Source organism: Lacipirellulaceae bacterium, assembly GCA_040218535.1.
Taxonomy (GTDB): domain Bacteria; phylum Planctomycetota; class Planctomycetia; order Pirellulales; family Lacipirellulaceae; genus Adhaeretor.
Genome location: JAVJRG010000005.1, coordinates 1,299,940 through 1,318,307, shown reverse-complemented (window position 1 = coordinate 1,318,307; position 18,368 = coordinate 1,299,940). Strand labels below are relative to the sequence as shown.

The following is an 18,368-nucleotide window of genomic DNA, read 5'->3' as shown; positions in this document are numbered from 1 at the left end:
ATGTCCTAACAACAAGTTGCGTCAAGCCGAAGCGAATCCGTGGAGGTGCCGATTCACGCCTTACGCTCCCCCGAGGAACAAGGCTACACTGCCGGACTGCACTGATTGGCTCGACCTCTGCTTCCCCGAATACCCCTGTTTAATGGCCGGACTCAACCCCGCACAACGCGATGCCGTTCAAACCCTATCTGGTCCGATGCTTGTGCTGGCCGGAGCGGGGACGGGGAAGACACGCGTGGTGACAACTCGCATCGCCGAACTCATCCGCCGAGGTACCGCCGCAGATCGCATTTTGGCCGTCACGTTCACTCGCAAAGCCGCGGGAGAAATGCAAGAACGGGCGATGGCTCTACTCTCTCGGGGCAAAAGCAAAAAGCCCAAAGGGAAGAAGTCTGTCGCGCGACCGCAGATCTCGACGTTTCACAGTCTGTGCGTGAAGATCCTGCGGCGGCATATTCAGCAGTTGGGCTATCCCGAACGATTCACGATCTGTGATCGGGGGGATCAGGAATCGATCGCGCGTGCCGCCCTACGCGAGATTCGCGTCCCCGATGAAACCCTCCGCCCGGGCGATCTGCTGGCGATTATTAGCAACTGGAAAAACAAGTCGATCGAGGCGACCGCTGCCGCTTCGCTTGCCGAGTCAGACCGAGAGCACTTGGCCGCAGCAGCTTACCGGCGTTATCAGAAACAGTTAGAACTTCGCGGGGCTGTGGACTTTGATGATCTCCTGCTCCTCACTGAAAAGCTCATGACCAAGCATCCGGCTATTCGGCGAGAGGAGGCGGGGCTGTTCGATCAGATCCTGGTCGACGAATACCAGGACACCAACGGCAGCCAGTACCGCATCGTCAAAGCGCTGGCGATGGGGCATCGCAACCTGTGCGTCGTGGGGGACGACGATCAATCGATCTACGGCTGGCGGGGTGCTGAGGTCCAACACATCTTACGGTTCACGAAAGACTGGCCCGAGGCGAAGGTCGTCCGATTAGAGGAGAACTATCGCTCGACCGGAGCCATTCTGAACTATGCGAACACCCTTATTGCGTTCAACAAGCAACGACACGACAAAATCCTTCGACCAGCACGCGGGGACGGCGGGCGTCCTCAGATTCTACAATTGCAAGATGAAACGCAGGAAGCGGAAACGGTGGTCGCCGATATCCACCACGCACTCCAACAACCAGGGGTGAAAGCCGGTGACTTCGCCATTCTTTGTCGGACCAACGAACAGCCGCGTGTGTTCGAGACGGAATTGAGGCGAATGAATCTGCCATACGTTCTGCTGGGAGGCATGAGTTTTTTCGATCGGAAAGAAGTTCGTGACTTAGTTGCTTATCTCAAGGTTGTGGACAACCCGAACGACGAAACTTCCTTGCTGCGAATCATCAATACTCCGCCGCGTGGCATCGGAGCTTCGACCGTGAAAGCCTTAGTCGCTGAGGCTGTCTCCACGGGAAAAAGCCTTTGGGAAACGATTCCTGCTGCGATAGCCGCTGGTAAACTTCCCAGAGCGGCATCCGAGTCGGTCGAAAAGCTCGTCAAACTGGTGTGCGATCTTCGTGAGCTGGCAGAGCGGCTGCCGCTCGACAAGCTGGTCGATTCCGTTGTTGATCGTTCGCAGTACCACCGCGAGTTAGACCGCATCTACCCCGACCCGAACGATCGCGAAGCGCGACGTGCCTCGGTCGAAGAGCTCATCAATGCGGCAGGAAACTACGCCTCCGGGAAAGACGAAGCAACGCTACGCGAGTTTCTCGACGACGTCGCCGTCGGTGGTGATGACCTGGGCGACGACAAGGAAAAGGAGCTCGCCCGTAATGCAGTCGCGCTACTCACGATGCACTCCGCGAAGGGTCTGGAATATCCTTTCGTGTACATGGTAGGGATGGAGGAAGGCATCTTGCCGCATAAGCGCTCACTCGAAGCAATCGAAGCAAGTGCCATCGATGAAGAGCGACGCTTGTGCTACGTCGGTGTGACACGTGCTCAAGAAAAACTAACGCTTAGCTTTGCACTAACACGACGAAAATGGGGCAAACCTCGGGAAACGACTCCTAGCCGGTTCCTCTACGAAATGACGGGGCAAGCCGAGAATGCTCATAAACCTAAGGGACCGAAGGGTAAGCAGAGGACGACCGCACGGCGGGGGAAGCGCTAGTTTTTTGGCCACGGATGGCACTGATGTTCACGGATGTTTATTGCTAGTTGACCATTCTCGTGAACTCTACCTTTTCCTTTCCGAAATTGATTAAGAGGCCTACTTTTTCTCCTGTTGCTTGTAGTTCATTTAGAAGTTGAGAGTCGTCTAATACATTTAACTGCTTGGCGACCTTCAGCTCGACAATCACAACATCTTCGACAAATAGGTCTGCCGAATAGTCTCCTACAATCACATTCTTGTACTTCACAACCAGTTTTCTTTCCAATTCACAAGCACGATTGCGAGAAAGCAGTTCGACCTGCATTGCCCGTTGATAAACCTTCTCCAAGAATCCATAGCCCAAGTAGTTATGGACCTCGAACGCAGACCCAATAATGTCTTCTGTGATCGACTCATGAAGTAGTTTTTTCATCAGCATTTATCCGTGTTATCCGTGCAATCCGTGGCCAGAATTCAGGCTAACCACATCGGTCACGTCCAGAATTGCCGATCAAGCATGCGGTAGTTGACCGCCTCAGCGACGTGTTCGCTTTTGATGTCGGTGGCTCCTTCGACGTCGGCAATTGTGCGGGCGACGCGGAGGACTTTGTCGTGGGCTCTTGCGGAGAGGCCCATTTCGTTGACGCTGGCCTGAAGTAGCTGTTTACCTGCGTCGTCGAGTTGGCACAGTTCGCGCAACTGACGACTGGTGATCTGGGCGTTGCTGCGGATGTTCGTGCCGGCGAAGCGTTTCGCCTGGACCTCGCGGGCGGATTCGACTTGCTCGCGCATCTGCTCGCTTGTGGTTCCAGGTGGCCCACTGGCGAGTTCGTTGAACGGTACTGCGGCGACTTCGAGATGCAAATCGATACGGTCTAGTAGGGGCCCTGAAATTTTACTCATGTACCTTTCAATCTGAGGGCTACTGCAATGGCATTCCCGTCGTGGATCATTCCGATAACCGCACGGGCACGGATTCAACGACGCGAGGAGCATGAAGTCTGCGGGGAACTCGGTTGATCGCAACGCGCGGCTGATCGAAACGTGCCCGTCTTCGAGAGGTTGCCTGAGTACCTCTAAGGTTTGACGGTTGAACTCTGGCAACTCGTCTAAGAACAGGACGCCGTTATGTGCAAGGCTGATTTCACCGGGTGAAGGAATCGATCCACCGCCGACGAGTCCGGCGTTACTGATCGTGTGATGCGGGGCTCGGTAAGGACGGCGGACCATCAACGGGCGGCTTGCAGGGAGCTTCCCCATCGCGCTATAAATACGAGTGGTTTCGATCGACTCGTCAGCAGTGAGCCGCGGGAGGATCGTTGGCACTCGTTTGGCCAGCATCGTTTTGCCGGCACCTGGTGGCCCAACCATTAGCAAATTATGCGCGCCAGCTGCGGCCAACATCACAGCTCGTTTGGCGAGTTCTTGGCCACGGACGTCGGCGAAGTTTTCCTCGTACCAGTCGAGTTCTTCGAACATCTTCTCGACCTTCGAGGGGGTCGGTTCGAGCGGCAGACGGCCGGATAGAAATGCCGCGGCTTGGCTAAGACTCTCCACGGCGATCACTTCGACACCTTCCACGACCGCTGCCTCGGGCGCGTTGTCGTAAGGGACAAGAATAGTCTCGATGCCTGGCTGCTTCGCGGCAGCCATTGCCATGGATAGGGCACCCTTCACTGGGCGAGTATTTCCATCAAGCGCCAGCTCCCCTACCACGGCATAGCGGCTGAGGATGTCTGACTCAAATTGCCCACTAGCAGCGAGCATTCCCAAGGCCACCGGCAGATCAAACGAAGCTGCCTGCTTGGGAAGATCAGCCGGCGCAAGGTTCACAACGACACGGTTATCGGGACGAACAAAACCGCTGTTCACCAATGCTCGCTCGACACGGTGAACGCTTTCCTTCACGGCAGCCTCCGGCAAGCCGACGAGTACCGTCTTGGGCATTGCCGCGGGCGAGACATCGACCTCAACTTCCACGGGAAGAGCGTCGATGCCGAGGAGGGAATAGGTGTGAAGTTTGGCTAGCATAGGTCACTTCTTTTTTGTCAACGAATTACACGAATCTCACGAATAATCCTTCGCTTTGTTCTCGAAAATAGAATCCTCTGACATTTCTTAAGTATCTATGGAGGTTCATTTCTACTGCTTGGGTGTCCAACAATCATTCGTGAAATTCGTGCTATTCGTTGACAGTTTAGGAGAGTCAACAAAGAGCTAGTTCCACAGAATTCGCTCCGATTCCAACCCGCCATGTTTCCCAAAGTTGATGAGCAGGCCCAACTGGTAACCTGTCGCTTTGAGATAGTTGAGTACCTGAGCACGATGATTGCTGTTCAGTTCGGTGACCGCTTTGATTTCTACAATGATTTTTTCGTAGCAGATGAAATCAGGAATGTACTTTGCTTCCAGTGGCTTTGATTTGTAGTTCAGCTCCAAAGGCTTCTGTGAAAGAAAAGGAAGATTGCGCTCGCGGAACTCGATCTCTAGACATTCTTGATAGACAGCTTCCAAGAAGCCGCTGCCCATTTGGTTGTAGACCTCGAAGGCGGCTCCGAGGATTTGGTAGCTCTCTTGCTTGTGGAGGATCGTTGTCATTCAGTGTGGATTTCTGTCAACGAATTGCACGCATCTCACGAATACTTTCGCCACGGCAGAACGGTACGTTTGTTCAGTATTATGCCAAGGTGAAGTTTCGATTGCAATGAACTGAGTCTCTCGCCGTCTGAGAGGGTTTTGCTTTTTGCACGAAATCACGTATGCGCGTGCAAAAGTCCGGACGTCGTGCTGGTGCGAAATGCCCTAAGTGCTTAACTTGAATCACTTTAGCCATTTTGCGTCACGCCTGATGGTCGCACTTTTGCTTTTCAATCGTGCTGCCCTGGTCACGTCATGCTCACAGAGAGCCGTAAGATTTCAATGCCGAAGCTAGGCATAGAAACCACCCGGCACAGGATTTCATCGAATCTTGTTTGCTATCGCTCGTTGGTTTCTTGGCCACTACTTCTTGGCCACTGCGGTATCCTGTCGACTGGCAACGGCTCGCGTCATCTCTACGAACTCAGGAAGGAGTTTTCATGAATCACCACCAACCGGATTGGTATACGAAGACAATCGACGCGTTCGCTTCTTACAAGCGGATGATCGATGGTTGTGTTGAGCAACTCTCAGATCAGGAACTCACCGCGCGACCGATTGAGGAAATGAATTCCGTGGCGACACTCCTCAGGCACCTGGGTGGCAATCTAAAGAGCCGTTTCTCTGACTTTCTTACTACCGATGGTGAAAAAGCGGACCGCGATCGCGAGTTGGAGTTCGCCGACTGGGAGGGGGATCGGGAGTCGCTCGTCGCTTATTTCAACGAGGGTTGGAAGACCCTGACGAACACGCTTGAGTCGCTTGGAGAAGAAGATCTCGAGAGAGAGGTCCTGATCCGCGGCGAGGCTCATACCGTGGCTCAGGCCCTACTGCGAGCTGTCACGCATGTCGCCTATCACGCCGGACAGATCGCACTGATCGCTCGCATGGTGCATCAAAGCGAGTGGAAGTGGCTAACGGTCGAGCCCGGAGGGAGCGCCCGGCACAATCGCGAAACTTGGGGAACGGCGGCGAGCAGGTCGGTGTTTGGAAGTGAGGGTAGCGTCCCTATTCGTGAAGAAAAGGCACGCTGACGCCAACTTGCCTCGGTGTTTCACGCTTGGGCAGATGGAAAAGCGTAGAAAAGTGCCTCGGCCTGCTAGACCGAGTCAGGATTAGGAAGGATGCTGTCACCGTTCACATGGCTGCGGCGACCGATACTGATCTCAGAAATTACGCGGCACGCGACGCCGTGTGCAACTCACTACTATCCATCTCTTGGGTAAGGCAAACTAGGTGCTCAAATCTGTTTCATTCCATGCAGCTCCAGGAGCCAACGACCATGTGAGACTGTGCCGTCGTTCATGGATCGCACCACCGTCACCAATTGGGTCAAAGTGGTCAGGCACTTGCTCAGGATGGCCAGTCTGCCCAGCGCGAACCGCGTTGTGGGCGAGATAGAAGAGATCTTCCATTTGAACGATGTTCTCAATCGGCTGTGTTTGGCCTTGAGTTACCAACGACTCTGCTGTGACGGTGAAGTCCGGCAGAAAGAGCGACATCAATGCCCCGCTTATTTCCTGAGGAAGCTGGCCCGTTGTAGCAGATGGTTCATCAGTAGCGCCCAGTATCCAAGCGAGTGACCACATGTTCTCAAGGCGCCATCCAACCGCATGAGAAAACTGCGCACTAGCATCGTCCTTGGACAGGTCGATGATTTCCGTTTCGTCCTCGGTCATCAAATCGCGAAGTCCATTGGTTGCGATAAAGTCCGTAACGCGTTGCTCGAAGTCTGGTGGCGCGGAGCCCCACGCAAAGACAGCGCAATGACATAGCAGCCGGTTAGCGACCTCTAATTCTGGTCTGAGCGTTCCTCCCGCGAAACCAATGTCGTCAGACGTAACGCCAATAGCGCAAGGTAGTGGCATCCATGTGGCTGGTCTAAATCCATGTTCATTCAAGAACGCAATGTTCGCGTCGCGCATCTCTTGCGGAGTGGTCATAGTGCTTCGCAACACGTCTAAGGTGGACTACAGGATACGGGTGGCATTTACCCGTCGGATACAATAGTAGTGTTTGACGAATTCTGACGCAAACCTAGGTGCCAACGGTTCCAGTGCTAAGACGCCATGTCCATGTCATTTTATCACGGATCTGCAAGAGGGCGGACGATAGTCAATTGAAGTCGTTCGTATTTCCACTTCGGTGTAACAGACCGATGTGCTCTATAGAGATTCTGTCATTGCGTTCGGCTTCATCGCCTGAGACACCTTGGCGTGTACCAAAAACGGACGTTTTTGGCACACATGAGCGGCACTTCAAGCGCAGACGTGGGGTGGCCGTCGAGTGTTCTAAACACTCTGTCTGCTGGAGTTCGCTTGGGCTCGCTGTGACCCATGAACGTTCTGTGTAGCGAATATGTCGGTTATTTGAGGCTCGCGTTGCTTTTGTGCATCACCAACTGGCAATGCCGCTGACGCCTAATCAGGATGGAGGAAGCGACGAGTTGCGTCGCCCGACCTACATCCTGAGGTGTGCCATGCGATTGTTTACGGCTCTGTTCTCCTGTGTCCTCTGCATGCTCTGCGCGGAGGAAGTTCTTGCTACAGAAGTTGCCGTCACGACTCGGGACGGGCGTGAGTTTCTTGGCGTGCTTGATGAGCGGACCGATGAGCGATCTGCTTGGCTGCGTGTCGAGAGCGATGGGATATCACTCACGACGGCTGTCCCTTGGGATTCGATTCTTGAGGCAACGGTCGATGGAGAAGCTCGTGAAGTTGACACGCTTCGTGAGAACTTTGCTGAACTTGTGACCGGTCAGGACACGCTGGGCGAGTTTGAGATTGGGGGCGACCTGCGGTTCGTAGAGCCGCGGCTAGTACAGGTAAATCAATCGCGAGCTGTTGCGCTCGAGATCGTTGATGTGCGGCTGGCGAATCTTGATCGTGATGCGGCCGCTGATGGTTTTCTTGTGAGTTTCGTTCTGTTTGACGAGCAGGGCCAACCTGTTGAGGCGCGCGGAAATCTGTCGGCCCAATTATGGACAGAACGACGACCCTGGCGGGCTGCGCGCCAGAGCGAGCGGGAGCGATTCCGACGCGAAGAAAGCTGGACTCAGCGAATTCAGCCAAGCGATTTTGTCGATGGCGTCTTCACCGCTCGGCTTAGGTTCCGCCATTTGGAGCCGCAGGAAGAGTTTGACCTGCTGCCTGAGGCGGAGCTGACTTTGAGGTACTCAGCCTATGGTCACGGCAACTTTGCAGCGAGTGTGCCGGTTTGTTTACGCCCTTACGATCGGTATCGCGACCGTAGGCAACATGCGGTGGGTGATCGCTATGTGCCGCGTGAGTTGCCCGGAGTGATTGGGCGGAAGCATACCTCACGCACTGACGGGCTATGGTTGGCTTGGCCTTGAGCATCAGCGGATCGCTGATTGCTTCTGAGCCGTGAAGCGTTAGCTCACGGGTTGTAAATCCTGACATGCAGACAATTCGCGGCGACCAAGGTCGACGGCTAACCTTCTGACGAGCGGCGGTCTTCGCCGGTGCGGCGATCGGCTGGGTCGACGGCTGCTTCTTCAGTACTGGGATCCTGGCGACGCTCTTCTTCACGCTTTTCGATGAGCGTTTGCAACTCATCGGGTAGTTCAAGTCGGTTGGGCATAGGGACCTCGCGAGCAATATCTTGAGCGCGGTGCAAGCACCGTGGCTAAACGGGTTGGTCTTCTAATAAAGACTAGCCCATGCCCCGAACACCGACTTACTGAGCTGGCACTGCGGGCGGCAAATGTTCGGCCGGATATGCCAGTTGTCCGTTTTGGGGCACCAACTCGGTGCTCTCGACGGGCGGAAGTGGTTCCAGGTATTCGCCGCCGGTGGTGGCTGGCAAACCTTGCTCTGGATCGCACTGCTCGGCGTTGCATTGCCTCACCAAAGAGGGGCTGTAATGAACGTAATCGAGCGGATCGTACATCTTTGGTTCGTACGGTCGCGGTGCGGAATGGATAGCCCCGACCGTCAGAGGGTCGATCGTCCGCTGCACGTCGAAATCGTTGCGTGCCTGACGGATCGGGTCGTAAGGCAAGATTCGGGGAACGAGCGTGACGATGATTTCTGAGCGGGAGCGTTCCACGGCACGTTTCTGAAAGAGAACGCCCAAGTAGGGGATGCTACCAAGCACCGGAACCCTGTTCTGAATGTTGGAATCCTTCTCTTGGATCAGCCCGCCGATGACCATGCCTTGCCCGTCGGATAGCATGACGTCCGTTTCTACTTCGGTGGTTTCTTCCGCAGGTAGGCCCGTGTCGGGATTGACGTTTCCTGTCGAAACTTCCGGCTTGATTCGCATGAGGACACGACCATCGCGCGTGATGCGAGGCGTCACCCTTAGCACCACACCTACGTCGAGGAACTGGATGCTTTCAAGCGTACTAGTTTGGGTGGTCGTGGTCACGCGAAAACCGAGTTGCTCGCCGATCTGAATACGCGACTCCTGACCATTGATCGCGTGGATTCGAGGGGAAGCGAGCGTTTTTGCGTCGGTGGTCGTTTTGAGAAGCTCAACGAGTCCCGTCAGAGCTTTGCCGGTTGATTCGACAAAGAAGGAGGGGGCCGCAGCAGCGTTCGCGAAGCCCGTGTTTCTCAGAGAAAGATTTCCTGAACCGAGCCCGACGACGTTCTCGAAGTTGATTCCATTACGGCAAGAGTCCGAAAGTTCGACTTGCAGAATGTGCGTTTCGATCAGAACCTGCCGTGGTGCCTGATCGCTTTGGCAGATGAACTGATTGATGCGTTCCAGATAGGCCGGATAGTCCATCACGACCACTGCCTCGCGCGTGCGGCGATTATCGGCGGCACTGCTTTCTAAGACCCACGACTTTCCACCTGCGGAGAGCATCCCAGCGATGCTTTGCTCCATGTCGACGGCGGCGGCGAAGTCGAGTTCGAAGACACGAACCTCACGCCCTCCGACACCGGGAGGAACGAAGTCTGCCGCATCGACGGCGGAGACGAAGATCACATTGCCAGCGACGTTGCTGGTATGCCCCGAAGCACTGAGTACCGCGTCGAGCACCTGCTGCCAAGGCATCTTCTCGAACGTTGCTGTGATCTGCACGTCCGTCGAACCGGCGAACACGAGATTCAGGCGCTGCGTCTCGGCGATCATCGCCACGACTTGGCGAAGCGATCCGTCGCGGACCATTAGCGAAACGAGGCCGGCATCTTCGTGAATGGCGATCTTCTCAGCCGCGGGACGGGGCTGCAGTGGAACCACGACTGCTTCTGGTAGCGACTCAGTCGTAAGAGGATTCAAACGCGGCCCTGCTGCGTTTTCTTCCTGAGCGCGACTCGGGTTCGTTCGAGCCTGATTCCTTGCCGGGGCGGTACTTTTTCCTAGGGCTGCTTTTTGCAACTGATTGAGAAGTTCAGTTGATTCGCGTTCAATAGCTTCGAGCGAAAAGGTTGGCTGAGCTGTGTCCGTTGATGTTTGCTGAGACTGCGCCAAATGTGCAGGGAAAAATACTAGCAGAACAAGCAGCAGCGAAAGCAGGCGCGGAGCGGCCTTCTGAGCTTTCTTCCTTGTCAATCTTCTGCTTCGCATGAACATTCCGTGTTCGGCTGCTTCGCTCGAGCATCCCCAAGCTTATCGCTCGGAGAGCACCACTCCCTGGTTGTTGATATCCGTCACCCGATAGTCGCCTACTTGGTCTCCGACTCGAAGCTCCATGGTCCCGTAACGTGCGATCTTTTCGCCGCCAGAGACAATTACGATCGCTTCGTTGGCTTCTTGGATCTCCTTCAGGCTCACGTCGTCGACCTCTTCCTCACTATTGGTTGCTGCGATTGCAGCCCGCTCTCGATCGCCTGGGAGTTTCGCTCCAAAGGGATCGAATTTAACGGTTTCCTTGATCTCTAGCTCAGGCCAGTCTTTGCGGACGATTGATTCCTCGATCCGTTTCAGGGACTGCACGCCTGGGTTCTTATTTGTTTGGCCTTGCTGGACAACCTTGGCAGCACGGGGCTTCAACTTGGCTGCCGTCTTGCTTGATCCGAAAATAGCATCACCGAAAAGTACGTAAGCGAGCACGAGGCTCAACACGCCAACAATTGCTAGCTTGCCGGGGGTGGCTCCGATTTCTTTTGGACGAGTCTGGTTCACAGAGCCCTCCCCTTCATTCTTGTATCGTTGGCTTCGCCGGAGGAGTACAACGCAAATGTGATTCGCACGGGATACTCACCAGATTTGTCACCCTTATCGAGGGACAGTTCCAAGACTTTGGCAATACGGGGCATTTGGCTAACACTGGCAAGGAATCGGCTGATGCTTTCATAGCTACCACGGAAGCTCCCTCGCACACGGCTCTCGGTGAACCGCTCGACATCGCGATCGGCCTCCAAATGCCAGTCCAGCACTTCTAACTGGTGATCTTCGGCCAGCTTGTCCGCCTCGCGGATAAAAAGGTCGTCCTGCGATCCGCCAGCACTATGGCGATTCGCGAAGGCAACCGCCTCAGACAGCGTGAAGTGCTGATCGAGCAGCAACACATTGACGTTCTGCCATGTCTTTGGCTGGGCAATGAGCGATTCTAGCTTTCCGATGCGAATCTCATCGGCAACGGCCTGCTCGTTGAGTGGCTGATAAACTCCGAACCAAACGACAAGCACCAGCACGATGGCGGTCACCGCGCCCGTGATGTGGATGGTCCAAATGAGTGATTGGGGTTGTCGTTTCATGGTTCGATTGAAGGCCGCAGTTTGCCGATTGCTAGTACTCGCAGCGAATCGTGAAAGATTCTAAATCGGTTGAAGGGAGTTTGACCTTCTCGGTGGTTTGAAGTTCGATGGAATGAAACGGAGGACGGCGGAGCGCTTGGACGAATCGGCCAATGTCTTCGCTTCCCGCAGCAAGTCCTCGTAACGTGAGCGTTCCGTACCGTCCCGTCTGCAAGGTATCCTCAGGGTTGCGTTCGCTAAGTTGGAAGTTTTCAACTCGCAGTTGCATACCCTCTCCCAAGGCCGCCTGGCTAACGACACCGAGTAGGGCGTCAATTGGGCGCTGCTCTGCGAGGAGGATTGCCAACTTGTCTTCTGTAAGGATGCGATCAATTTTGCTGCTGAGTTCAAGATTCTCTTCCTGCGTTTTGCGGGCCGGTTCGTAGCGGCGTTCCAGTGTCGTGCGACGATTCGCAAGAGGCTGAACAGCCTGCCAACGGGCGGTGACCGGCACTGCCATGACGCCTAACAGTAGGGGCAACGCAATCAGCCACACGCGGCGATGTTGCCGGATAGTTGCTGAGCGTAGAGCCCGATCAGTCATGAGGTTGACATGTCGATTCATGATTTCTCCCATGCCATGGCTGAGAGCCCAACGGCTGAGCCCAGCAAAAAGGAAGGAATCGGCTGCTGGTTATTCGACTGCGGTGCTTGCGGAAAACTCCAGCGTGTCGTCTTTACAGAAGTGATCCCTGAGATGCGTTGCTGGGCATCCCCTAGGCCAGCTCCTCCGCCGAACAGGTAGATCTGTTCCAGTTTCTCGCCCCGAGTCTGGGATTCCCAGTAGTCCAAGGTTCGCAATAGTTCGCTCTCGAACTTTCTCCAGTGCCGTGCAATGAGTTTCGAGACGACCCGCGAGGCGGCAGAACCTGAATGCTCTGCTCCCGCCGATTGGATAAGCTCCCGAGTTTCGAGTTCGTTCGCTCCCAACTGCTCCTTGAGTGCACCAACGATGTTTGCAAAGCCACCGTCTTTCAGCGAACGCATGAGAATGGGAACGCCATCTCTATAGAGGATACAGGTAGCTTTGCTGCATCCCCAGTCAATCGCTGCGTAGATGCCGGGGCGGGCCTGCGAAGGTTGTCCGCCTGAGTCCGCAAGCCCAATCGCACGGGCCAAGCTCCAGGAAAGCAGGTCGATGGCCCGGCAGTTCCATTTCTGTTGGGCGAGTTCTTTGCAAACCAATTCTGACCACGCCTGAGGCAAGCTGGCGACCATCGCGTGCGGCGGATTTTTGGCGTTTGCAGCCGCGGGCCACCAATCGAGCTGGCGGAGTTCAAGTGGATACAGCGCTGCCTTCCGGAACGTCTCGCAACGTGTGGGATCCTCGAATCCCTCGTTTGGAAGTGGTGCCTGATACACATCAGCCACTGCGAGGGAGAGTGAAGCGGCTGCCGTGTTGCCTTGCCACTTCTTTCCTATCAGAACCGCTTCGCTCAGTTCCGATTTGGAACTTGCGGGAAGCAGGCTGGCTTGGCGACACTTTCCGTCGGTCAGCCACGATTTGCGTCGTGAAGCTTGTGCCGTGCTGCCGATCACCAGACGCCCCTCGCGCCAGACCAATTGCGCAATCTTGACGCTTGAAACGCCAAGGTCAACGCCGATCCAGCCCGGTTTTTTCTGCAGGAATGTCATGATGCGATGGTGGAAAGCTTGCTTGCCCGACAGTGGGGCTTGCCTCTACCGTGCTCCCTTCATGCTTGAGAGATCGAACACAGGCAACATGACCGCCAGCACAATGCAGGCGATGATCGCCCCCATGATGACGGTGATGGCTGGCTCGAACATGCGGAGCGCTTGTCTCATTTTTGATTCCGCTTCCTCTTCGTAGTAGGCACCGAGCAGCGAAGCGACTTCATCGAGCTTGCCCGCTCCTTCTGAGGTGGCGATCATTTCGCGGGCTGATTGGGGGAAGATCTCTGCGTTGCTCATCACGCTTGTGAGCGAGCGGCCATTGACAACCGCGTCGGTCATCTTGCGAAGGACATTCTTGAATTCTCGATTGCCTACGGACTGCTCAGTGAGTCGCAGTCCTTCGACCAACGGCACGCCGCTAGTGAGCATAAGTGACAGCATCCGGCAGATGCGGCCCGTGCAAAGTGGTTTCGTAATGCCCCGCAGTAGCGGCAAGCTTACGCATACTCTGTTCCACCAGCTTTGGCCGGTTTCGGTGAGGAACCAAGCGGCCGCACCACCGACGACCGCCCCGAACAGCGGCAGCCACAGCCACCAGCGTCCGCGGAGTTCTGAAGCAAAGTTAATCAGCCACTGCGTCAGTGCTGGCAGAACCATATCATATTGTTCGAAGATGCCTGCGAACCGTGGCAAGACGAAAAGTACGAGTGCGACAACTACCCCACCAGAGACCATCGTCAGTAAGACGGGATAGGTTAGCATCGTCTTGATGGTGCGGCGGAGCCGGACTTCGCCACGATAAACATCTGCCAGATGCGTCAGTACTTCCGACATTCGACCACTCGCCTCACCCGCAGACACGGTCGCTACAAAGGCGGGGTCGAAAGTCGCAGGGTGTTTTTTGAGCGCCTCAGAAAGCGTGTGACCACTGACAACCGCTTCGTTGACCTCTCGTAGGATTTCGGCAAGTTGAGGCTGTTCGCACTGCATTGCGAGTGACTGAATCGCTGATGCCAAGTCGACGCCTGAGCGAGACATAATCGACAGTTGTGCCAGAAAGTCAGCCAACTGGCTCTTCGTCACTCGACTACGCGCGCGCCACGACGAGCCCCGCGATTTCGCAGGTTGCATTACCGGTGCAAAGTCGGCGCTCATCCAATCAGGGACGGTGGAAGTGGTTGACATGGGTCCTGTTCGTCTTGTCCTGTACTAATCGAAGAAGGCGACACGCGCTACTTCTTCCAAACTGGTCTGTTCCATCTCCGCTAGATTCAGTCCTCCGGCCAGAAGCGATTCGAAACCTTGATCGTCGCGCCACCGACGGATCGTATCGACATCTTCTTCAGAGGCGATCATTGCTCGGAATTCGGAGGTAACGGGGAGCACTTCATAGATGCCTGTCCGGCCTTGGTAGCCGGTGTCGAAACACTCGTGGCATCCCTCACCGCGGGCGAAACTGCGACGGGAGTCGCCCTTGAAATTGAGCGACTCCAGGTATTCAGCGGACGCGTAGTGCGTTGTTCTACAATGCGGGCAAATCGTTCTCACGAGCCGCTGGGCCATCACGCCCACTAAAGAAGCGGCGAGTTTATAGCTCTCGACGCCCATATCCAGCATTCGTGTGATTGCACCGGCGCTGTCGTTGGTATGTAGGGTGCTCAACACCAAGTGACCGGTCAGTGCTGCTTGCACGGCGACTTGGGCCGTTTCGGCATCACGGATTTCACCGACCATGATGACGTCGGGGTCTTGTCGGAGGATCGAACGAAGGGCTGCCGCGAAGCTAACCCCTCGGGCCGAATCGACTTGCACCTGGTTAACCTGCTCAACCTGATATTCGACAGGGTCTTCAACAGTGACAGCGTTGAGCGTGACCGATTTGATCAGTTCCAATGCTGAATAGAGTGTCGTCGTCTTACCGCTACCGGTGGGGCCTGTCACGAGCAGCAAGCCGTGTGGTTTTTTCAGAAGTTTTTTGAGCGTGGTCAGTGTCTCTAAGTTGATTCCCAACTCATCAAGATCGAAGGTGAGACGGCCCTTGTCGAGAACACGCATGACCACCTTTTCGCCCATCACAGTTGGAAGAGTCGAGATACGAAGGTCGACTTCTTTGCCCTCGGCAACCACCTGACAACGGCCATCTTGGGGCTGTCGATGCTCGGCAATGTCGAGCTTCGCCATCACTTTGATACGGGAAACGATCGCCGGGTAGATGTCGCGCCGTGGCTTCAGCATTTCGACAAGTTGGCCATCGATGCGGAACCGAACCGACGCTGATTTTCGGCCAGGCTCAATGTGAATATCGCTGGCCCCTTTGCGAACAGCTTGTAGCATTAAGTAGTTGACGAGATTGATGATGGGGCTGCCATCAACCAGCTCGTTGACCGAAGCGATATCAAGGTCTGCAGCGTCCGCCCGAAGTTCGAGAGCCGCATCATCGAGGTCGGCCGTAACGGCATCGACTTGAAAGTCTTCTTCGTAAGCACGTCCGACGAAACGCTCGATGGCAGCACCGAAAGCAAAAACGGGACGGACAGTTAGTCCTGTCGCCTGCTCGACGGCGTCGATTGCTAGGAGGTTGTGCGGGTCGTCAGTCGCAAGGACCAGCTCGTTGTGAATGCGAAATAATGCCAGCACGTTGAACTCTTCAGCCAAGTAGCGCGGCAAAGTCCGCACGGCAACCGGGTCGAGCAAGCCATCACGAAGTCTGACTGCTGGAACTTCCAATTGTTGCTCGATAAAAGGGAGCAACTGGTCTTCGCTGACGAAGCCCAGCTCAAGCAAGGTTTCGCCAAGCTTCTTGCCGCTTTCCGCCTGCTGGCTCAGCGCGGTATCGAGTTCTTCTTGGCCGAGCAAGTTAGCCCGGATAAGGCGTTGACCGAGAGGTCCCTTATGCAGAGGCTGCTCCTCAGGAGCTTCGTGCAGAAGTCCCGCTAGGTGCTGTTCGTCGGTGTTGCCTTGATCAATGGTGAGAGTCATCCGGCAAAGCTCCCAACGGCTGCTTTGGCCGTTTCAAAGACTTCAAACCGGCGATTCATTCCACTGACGTGAAGAATATCTGCACAAAGCGGATTCGGCCCGCTTAGCTTGACACTGCCACCTCGTTTCGCGGCCATTTGCTGGACGTCGACGAGCGATTCTAAACCTGCACTATCGATCAGCGGGGTATTCTTAAGATCGATGACGATCGCTGGCTGACCATGCGCACATCGCTGACTGATGCTTTCGGCCAATTCATCGGCATTCTGAGAGTCTAGCGGTGCATTCAGGCTCACCACTTCGACCGCGCCTTGGGTCTCAACGGCGAGCATGAGAAACCTCCTCAGCGTTGGGCAGATCAAACGTAAAGGTGGTGCCTTCGTTGATCACGCTGTCACAGGTGATCTCGCCACCATGCATGCGTGCGACTTCACGCGCGAGCGAGAGCCCTAAGCCGGAGCCTGTTTCGCCTTGAACCCGGGGGTCTTCACTACGGAAGAACTTCTCGAAGACTTTTTCCTTTTCTTCCGGGGCAATTCCCACGCCTGAATCTTCGACGGCGATCTGCAGGCCGTTCTCAAGACGTTTGACTTTCAGGCCAATGTGGCCTCCCTTCGGTGTGTACTTGGCGGCATTACCGAGCAGATTGACGAGCACGGCGATGACTTTGTCTTTGTCGACCCGCATTTCGCCGAGCTTCTCGGGCAGCCGTACGTCCAACGTGTGCCCTTTCTGGCCGAGTAAGGGTCGGATCTTATCGAGCACTTCGTCAAACACGCGTTTCATATCTGTTGGACGCAAATCGACCGTCAACGAACCGACTTCTAGGCTGCTGATGCTGAGCAGGTCGTCGACGAATCGCGAAAGCCGCGTTACTTCACTGTTGATCGTGTTGCAAAACTCTTTCTGTTGCTCAATCTCGAGAGAGTCAGCCCCGGCGAGGGTTTCTGCGTAAGCCTTAATATTGGCGAGCGGAGTTCTCAACTCGTGTGTGGCAGCATCCAGGAATCGATCGCGGGACTTCTCAGCTAGTTTTTGCTGTGTTACATCGCGGACTAACCAGACGTGACCCGGTGACTCCTCGGGAGCCTCACCCGATACATTCGGCTCGCGTACGATGCGAATCACGTGAGGCATGCCATTGACGGTCCGGGTTGCTTCGGTGGCGACATGGCGTCCCCGAGTTTGTTCTTCGAAGGCGTCTTCATCTTTGAGCTCTTCGACAAGATTCTGCAAATGTTCGTGAAACGGAGCCTCAGAGTTGAAGGCGTCCTCACAGTCAAGCAATCCTTTCAGCGCTCCGTTGGCAAATTGCAAACGCCCATTCGCATCGGTCAACGCGATTCCTTCACTTAGGGCGTTGAGTGCTTCAGCCAACTGATCATTCGTATTGTCTGAGGCCAATGCTGCAATACGTTCTGCTAGTGGAATCGATCCGGAACTGCTGTTCAAAGAGTTGACCGTCTCAACGAGTCGGTTCCACCCTATCGTGGTAAGGTCATCGGCAGAAACTTCCGTAATTTGGACTGGTTCTCCAGGCACGGTTGCAGCAATCTCCTGAAGTTGCGATTCGACGGTTGCGGCTGCTCGCGTAAGTCTGGCAAGGAGGATCCCGCCCCCGAGGATGAGGAGCACAGGAATCGCCACTGCGCTGGGTGCCGCGTTGATCGTTTCCGCAAACGAGGCGAAGGAGTTTGCCTGGGCATTTGCTGCGACCAACGTGCCAAAGTTTTCTCCCGCGGAGAACAGTGGAACACGGTACTCAGTGAGTACCAACCCAGAGTCTTGTCTGACACGAGTCCCCCAAACACCGGCCTCCTCAATGACGGTGCCTTCTGGTTCGATCGCGACCACGCCGACCATGTTTTCGCGGGTATCGGCAACGGCGACTTCGTCCAAATCCAAGAGCGAGCAATAAGTAAACTGACCTTGCGATCGGAGTTGGGTCAGGACGAGATCAAGCCCTTGCCACTGGTGCTGTCTGTAGCTGCTCTCCATGCTGGAAACGGCTCGTGCTAGCCGAGAAACGGAGGATTCCGCCTGCCGTTTCGTAACGACTTCGTGCGAAGCGTCGAGAAGGCCCATGGCGAGCCAACAGACGGCTGCCAAACAAAAAAAGAGGTACCACGCGACGACTTGCCGAGGTAGTCCGAGATTTTGCTTTCGACTGATCACGGCAATACCCGCGTGAGAGACTTGGTGGGGAGGGGGAAAATGGTTTCAGTCGGCTTTCTGCAGGTAAAACCTCACGAAGGATGCAA

The 18,368-nt window shown here is 55.4% G+C and carries 17 protein-coding genes; 3 read left to right on the top strand and 14 right to left on the bottom strand.

Features of this window, described 5'->3' with window-relative positions:
- The first annotated feature begins 142 nt into the window (after positions 1–142).
- Positions 143–2,161, top strand: a complete 2,019-nt coding sequence (locus RIB44_05620) for a UvrD-helicase domain-containing protein (GenBank protein MEQ8616053.1) — start codon at positions 143–145, stop codon at positions 2,159–2,161.
- A gap of 43 nt (positions 2,162–2,204) precedes the next feature.
- Here RIB44_05620 and RIB44_05615 read toward each other — a convergent pair whose 3' ends face one another.
- The 3 genes from RIB44_05615 to RIB44_05605 all read right to left on the bottom strand — a co-directional run bounded on the left by RIB44_05615 (position 2,205) and on the right by RIB44_05605 (position 4,741).
- On the bottom strand, positions 2,205–2,576 hold the full coding sequence (locus RIB44_05615; GenBank protein MEQ8616052.1) for a GxxExxY protein: 372 nt from the start codon (positions 2,574–2,576) through the stop codon (positions 2,205–2,207).
- A gap of 59 nt (positions 2,577–2,635) precedes the next feature.
- Positions 2,636–4,174, bottom strand: coding sequence for a YifB family Mg chelatase-like AAA ATPase (locus RIB44_05610; GenBank protein ID MEQ8616051.1), 1,539 nt, complete (start codon positions 4,172–4,174; stop codon positions 2,636–2,638).
- A gap of 186 nt (positions 4,175–4,360) precedes the next feature.
- On the bottom strand, positions 4,361–4,741 hold the full coding sequence (locus tag RIB44_05605; protein MEQ8616050.1) for a GxxExxY protein: 381 nt from the start codon (positions 4,739–4,741) through the stop codon (positions 4,361–4,363).
- Positions 4,742–5,220: 479 nt separating this feature from the next.
- Between RIB44_05605 and RIB44_05600 the strand changes: the two genes are divergently transcribed.
- Positions 5,221–5,814, top strand: a complete 594-nt coding sequence (locus RIB44_05600; GenBank protein ID MEQ8616049.1) for a DinB family protein — start codon at positions 5,221–5,223, stop codon at positions 5,812–5,814.
- A gap of 198 nt (positions 5,815–6,012) precedes the next feature.
- Here RIB44_05600 and RIB44_05595 read toward each other — a convergent pair whose 3' ends face one another.
- A complete protein-coding gene (locus RIB44_05595) occupies positions 6,013–6,723 on the bottom strand; it encodes a DUF4272 domain-containing protein (protein MEQ8616048.1) in 711 nt (236 codons plus the stop codon).
- Positions 6,724–7,259: 536 nt separating this feature from the next.
- Here RIB44_05595 and RIB44_05590 point away from each other — a divergent pair.
- Positions 7,260–8,135, top strand: coding sequence for a hypothetical protein (locus RIB44_05590; GenBank protein ID MEQ8616047.1), 876 nt, complete (start codon positions 7,260–7,262; stop codon positions 8,133–8,135).
- A gap of 98 nt (positions 8,136–8,233) precedes the next feature.
- Here the strand turns inward: RIB44_05590 and RIB44_05585 are convergent, their stop codons facing one another.
- The 10 genes from RIB44_05585 to RIB44_05540 form a co-directional block, all read right to left on the bottom strand.
- Positions 8,234–8,383: a hypothetical protein gene (locus RIB44_05585; GenBank protein MEQ8616046.1), complete on the bottom strand. Its 150-nt coding sequence runs from the start codon at positions 8,381–8,383 to the stop codon at positions 8,234–8,236.
- A 96-nt stretch (positions 8,384–8,479) separates the two neighbouring features.
- The gene (locus tag RIB44_05580) at positions 8,480–10,306 is read right to left on the bottom strand and encodes a hypothetical protein (protein MEQ8616045.1); all 1,827 of its coding nucleotides are present in this window, start codon (positions 10,304–10,306) and stop codon (positions 8,480–8,482) included.
- A gap of 57 nt (positions 10,307–10,363) precedes the next feature.
- Positions 10,364–10,879, bottom strand: a complete 516-nt coding sequence (locus RIB44_05575) for a hypothetical protein (GenBank protein MEQ8616044.1) — start codon at positions 10,877–10,879, stop codon at positions 10,364–10,366.
- Positions 10,876–11,454, bottom strand: a complete 579-nt coding sequence (gene pilO, locus RIB44_05570; GenBank protein MEQ8616043.1) for a type 4a pilus biogenesis protein PilO — start codon at positions 11,452–11,454, stop codon at positions 10,876–10,878. The genes RIB44_05575 and pilO overlap by 4 nt, the downstream gene beginning before the upstream one ends.
- Positions 11,455–11,485: 31 nt before the next feature.
- Positions 11,486–12,058, bottom strand: a complete 573-nt coding sequence (locus tag RIB44_05565) for a hypothetical protein (GenBank protein ID MEQ8616042.1) — start codon at positions 12,056–12,058, stop codon at positions 11,486–11,488.
- Entirely contained in the window at positions 12,055–13,128 is a 1,074-nt protein-coding gene (gene pilM, locus RIB44_05560; GenBank protein ID MEQ8616041.1) for a pilus assembly protein PilM, read from the bottom strand. The genes RIB44_05565 and pilM overlap by 4 nt, the downstream gene beginning before the upstream one ends.
- A 45-nt stretch (positions 13,129–13,173) precedes the next feature.
- Positions 13,174–14,313, bottom strand: coding sequence for a type II secretion system F family protein (locus RIB44_05555; GenBank protein ID MEQ8616040.1), 1,140 nt, complete (start codon positions 14,311–14,313; stop codon positions 13,174–13,176).
- Positions 14,314–14,337: 24 nt separating this feature from the next.
- Entirely contained in the window at positions 14,338–16,107 is a 1,770-nt protein-coding gene (locus RIB44_05550; GenBank protein MEQ8616039.1) for an ATPase, T2SS/T4P/T4SS family, read from the bottom strand.
- Entirely contained in the window at positions 16,104–16,439 is a 336-nt protein-coding gene (locus RIB44_05545; GenBank protein MEQ8616038.1) for an STAS domain-containing protein, read from the bottom strand. The genes RIB44_05550 and RIB44_05545 overlap by 4 nt, the downstream gene beginning before the upstream one ends.
- Positions 16,426–18,282 carry an ATP-binding protein gene (locus tag RIB44_05540; GenBank protein ID MEQ8616037.1) on the bottom strand — a complete coding sequence of 619 codons (1,857 nt, stop codon included), beginning with the start codon at positions 18,280–18,282 and terminating at the stop codon, positions 16,426–16,428. The genes RIB44_05545 and RIB44_05540 overlap by 14 nt, the downstream gene beginning before the upstream one ends.
- Positions 18,283–18,368: the final 86 nt, after the last annotated feature.

Coding starts and splice junctions, on each gene's coding strand:
- RIB44_05620 (MEQ8616053.1), top strand. CDS start 143: ATGGCCGGACTCAACCCCGCACAACGCGATGCCGTTCAAACCCTATCT.
- RIB44_05615 (MEQ8616052.1), bottom strand. CDS start 2,576: ATGAAAAAACTACTTCATGAGTCGATCACAGAAGACATTATTGGGTCT.
- RIB44_05610 (MEQ8616051.1), bottom strand. CDS start 4,174: ATGCTAGCCAAACTTCACACCTATTCCCTCCTCGGCATCGACGCTCTT.
- RIB44_05605 (MEQ8616050.1), bottom strand. CDS start 4,741: ATGACAACGATCCTCCACAAGCAAGAGAGCTACCAAATCCTCGGAGCC.
- RIB44_05600 (MEQ8616049.1), top strand. CDS start 5,221: ATGAATCACCACCAACCGGATTGGTATACGAAGACAATCGACGCGTTC.
- RIB44_05595 (MEQ8616048.1), bottom strand. CDS start 6,723: ATGACCACTCCGCAAGAGATGCGCGACGCGAACATTGCGTTCTTGAAT.
- RIB44_05590 (MEQ8616047.1), top strand. CDS start 7,260: ATGCGATTGTTTACGGCTCTGTTCTCCTGTGTCCTCTGCATGCTCTGC.
- RIB44_05585 (MEQ8616046.1), bottom strand. CDS start 8,383: ATGCCCAACCGACTTGAACTACCCGATGAGTTGCAAACGCTCATCGAA.
- pilO (MEQ8616043.1), bottom strand. CDS start 11,454: ATGAAACGACAACCCCAATCACTCATTTGGACCATCCACATCACGGGC.
- RIB44_05565 (MEQ8616042.1), bottom strand. CDS start 12,058: ATGAATCGACATGTCAACCTCATGACTGATCGGGCTCTACGCTCAGCA.
- pilM (MEQ8616041.1), bottom strand. CDS start 13,128: ATGACATTCCTGCAGAAAAAACCGGGCTGGATCGGCGTTGACCTTGGC.
- RIB44_05555 (MEQ8616040.1), bottom strand. CDS start 14,313: ATGTCAACCACTTCCACCGTCCCTGATTGGATGAGCGCCGACTTTGCA.
- RIB44_05550 (MEQ8616039.1), bottom strand. CDS start 16,107: ATGACTCTCACCATTGATCAAGGCAACACCGACGAACAGCACCTAGCG.
- RIB44_05545 (MEQ8616038.1), bottom strand. CDS start 16,439: ATGCTCGCCGTTGAGACCCAAGGCGCGGTCGAAGTGGTGAGCCTGAAT.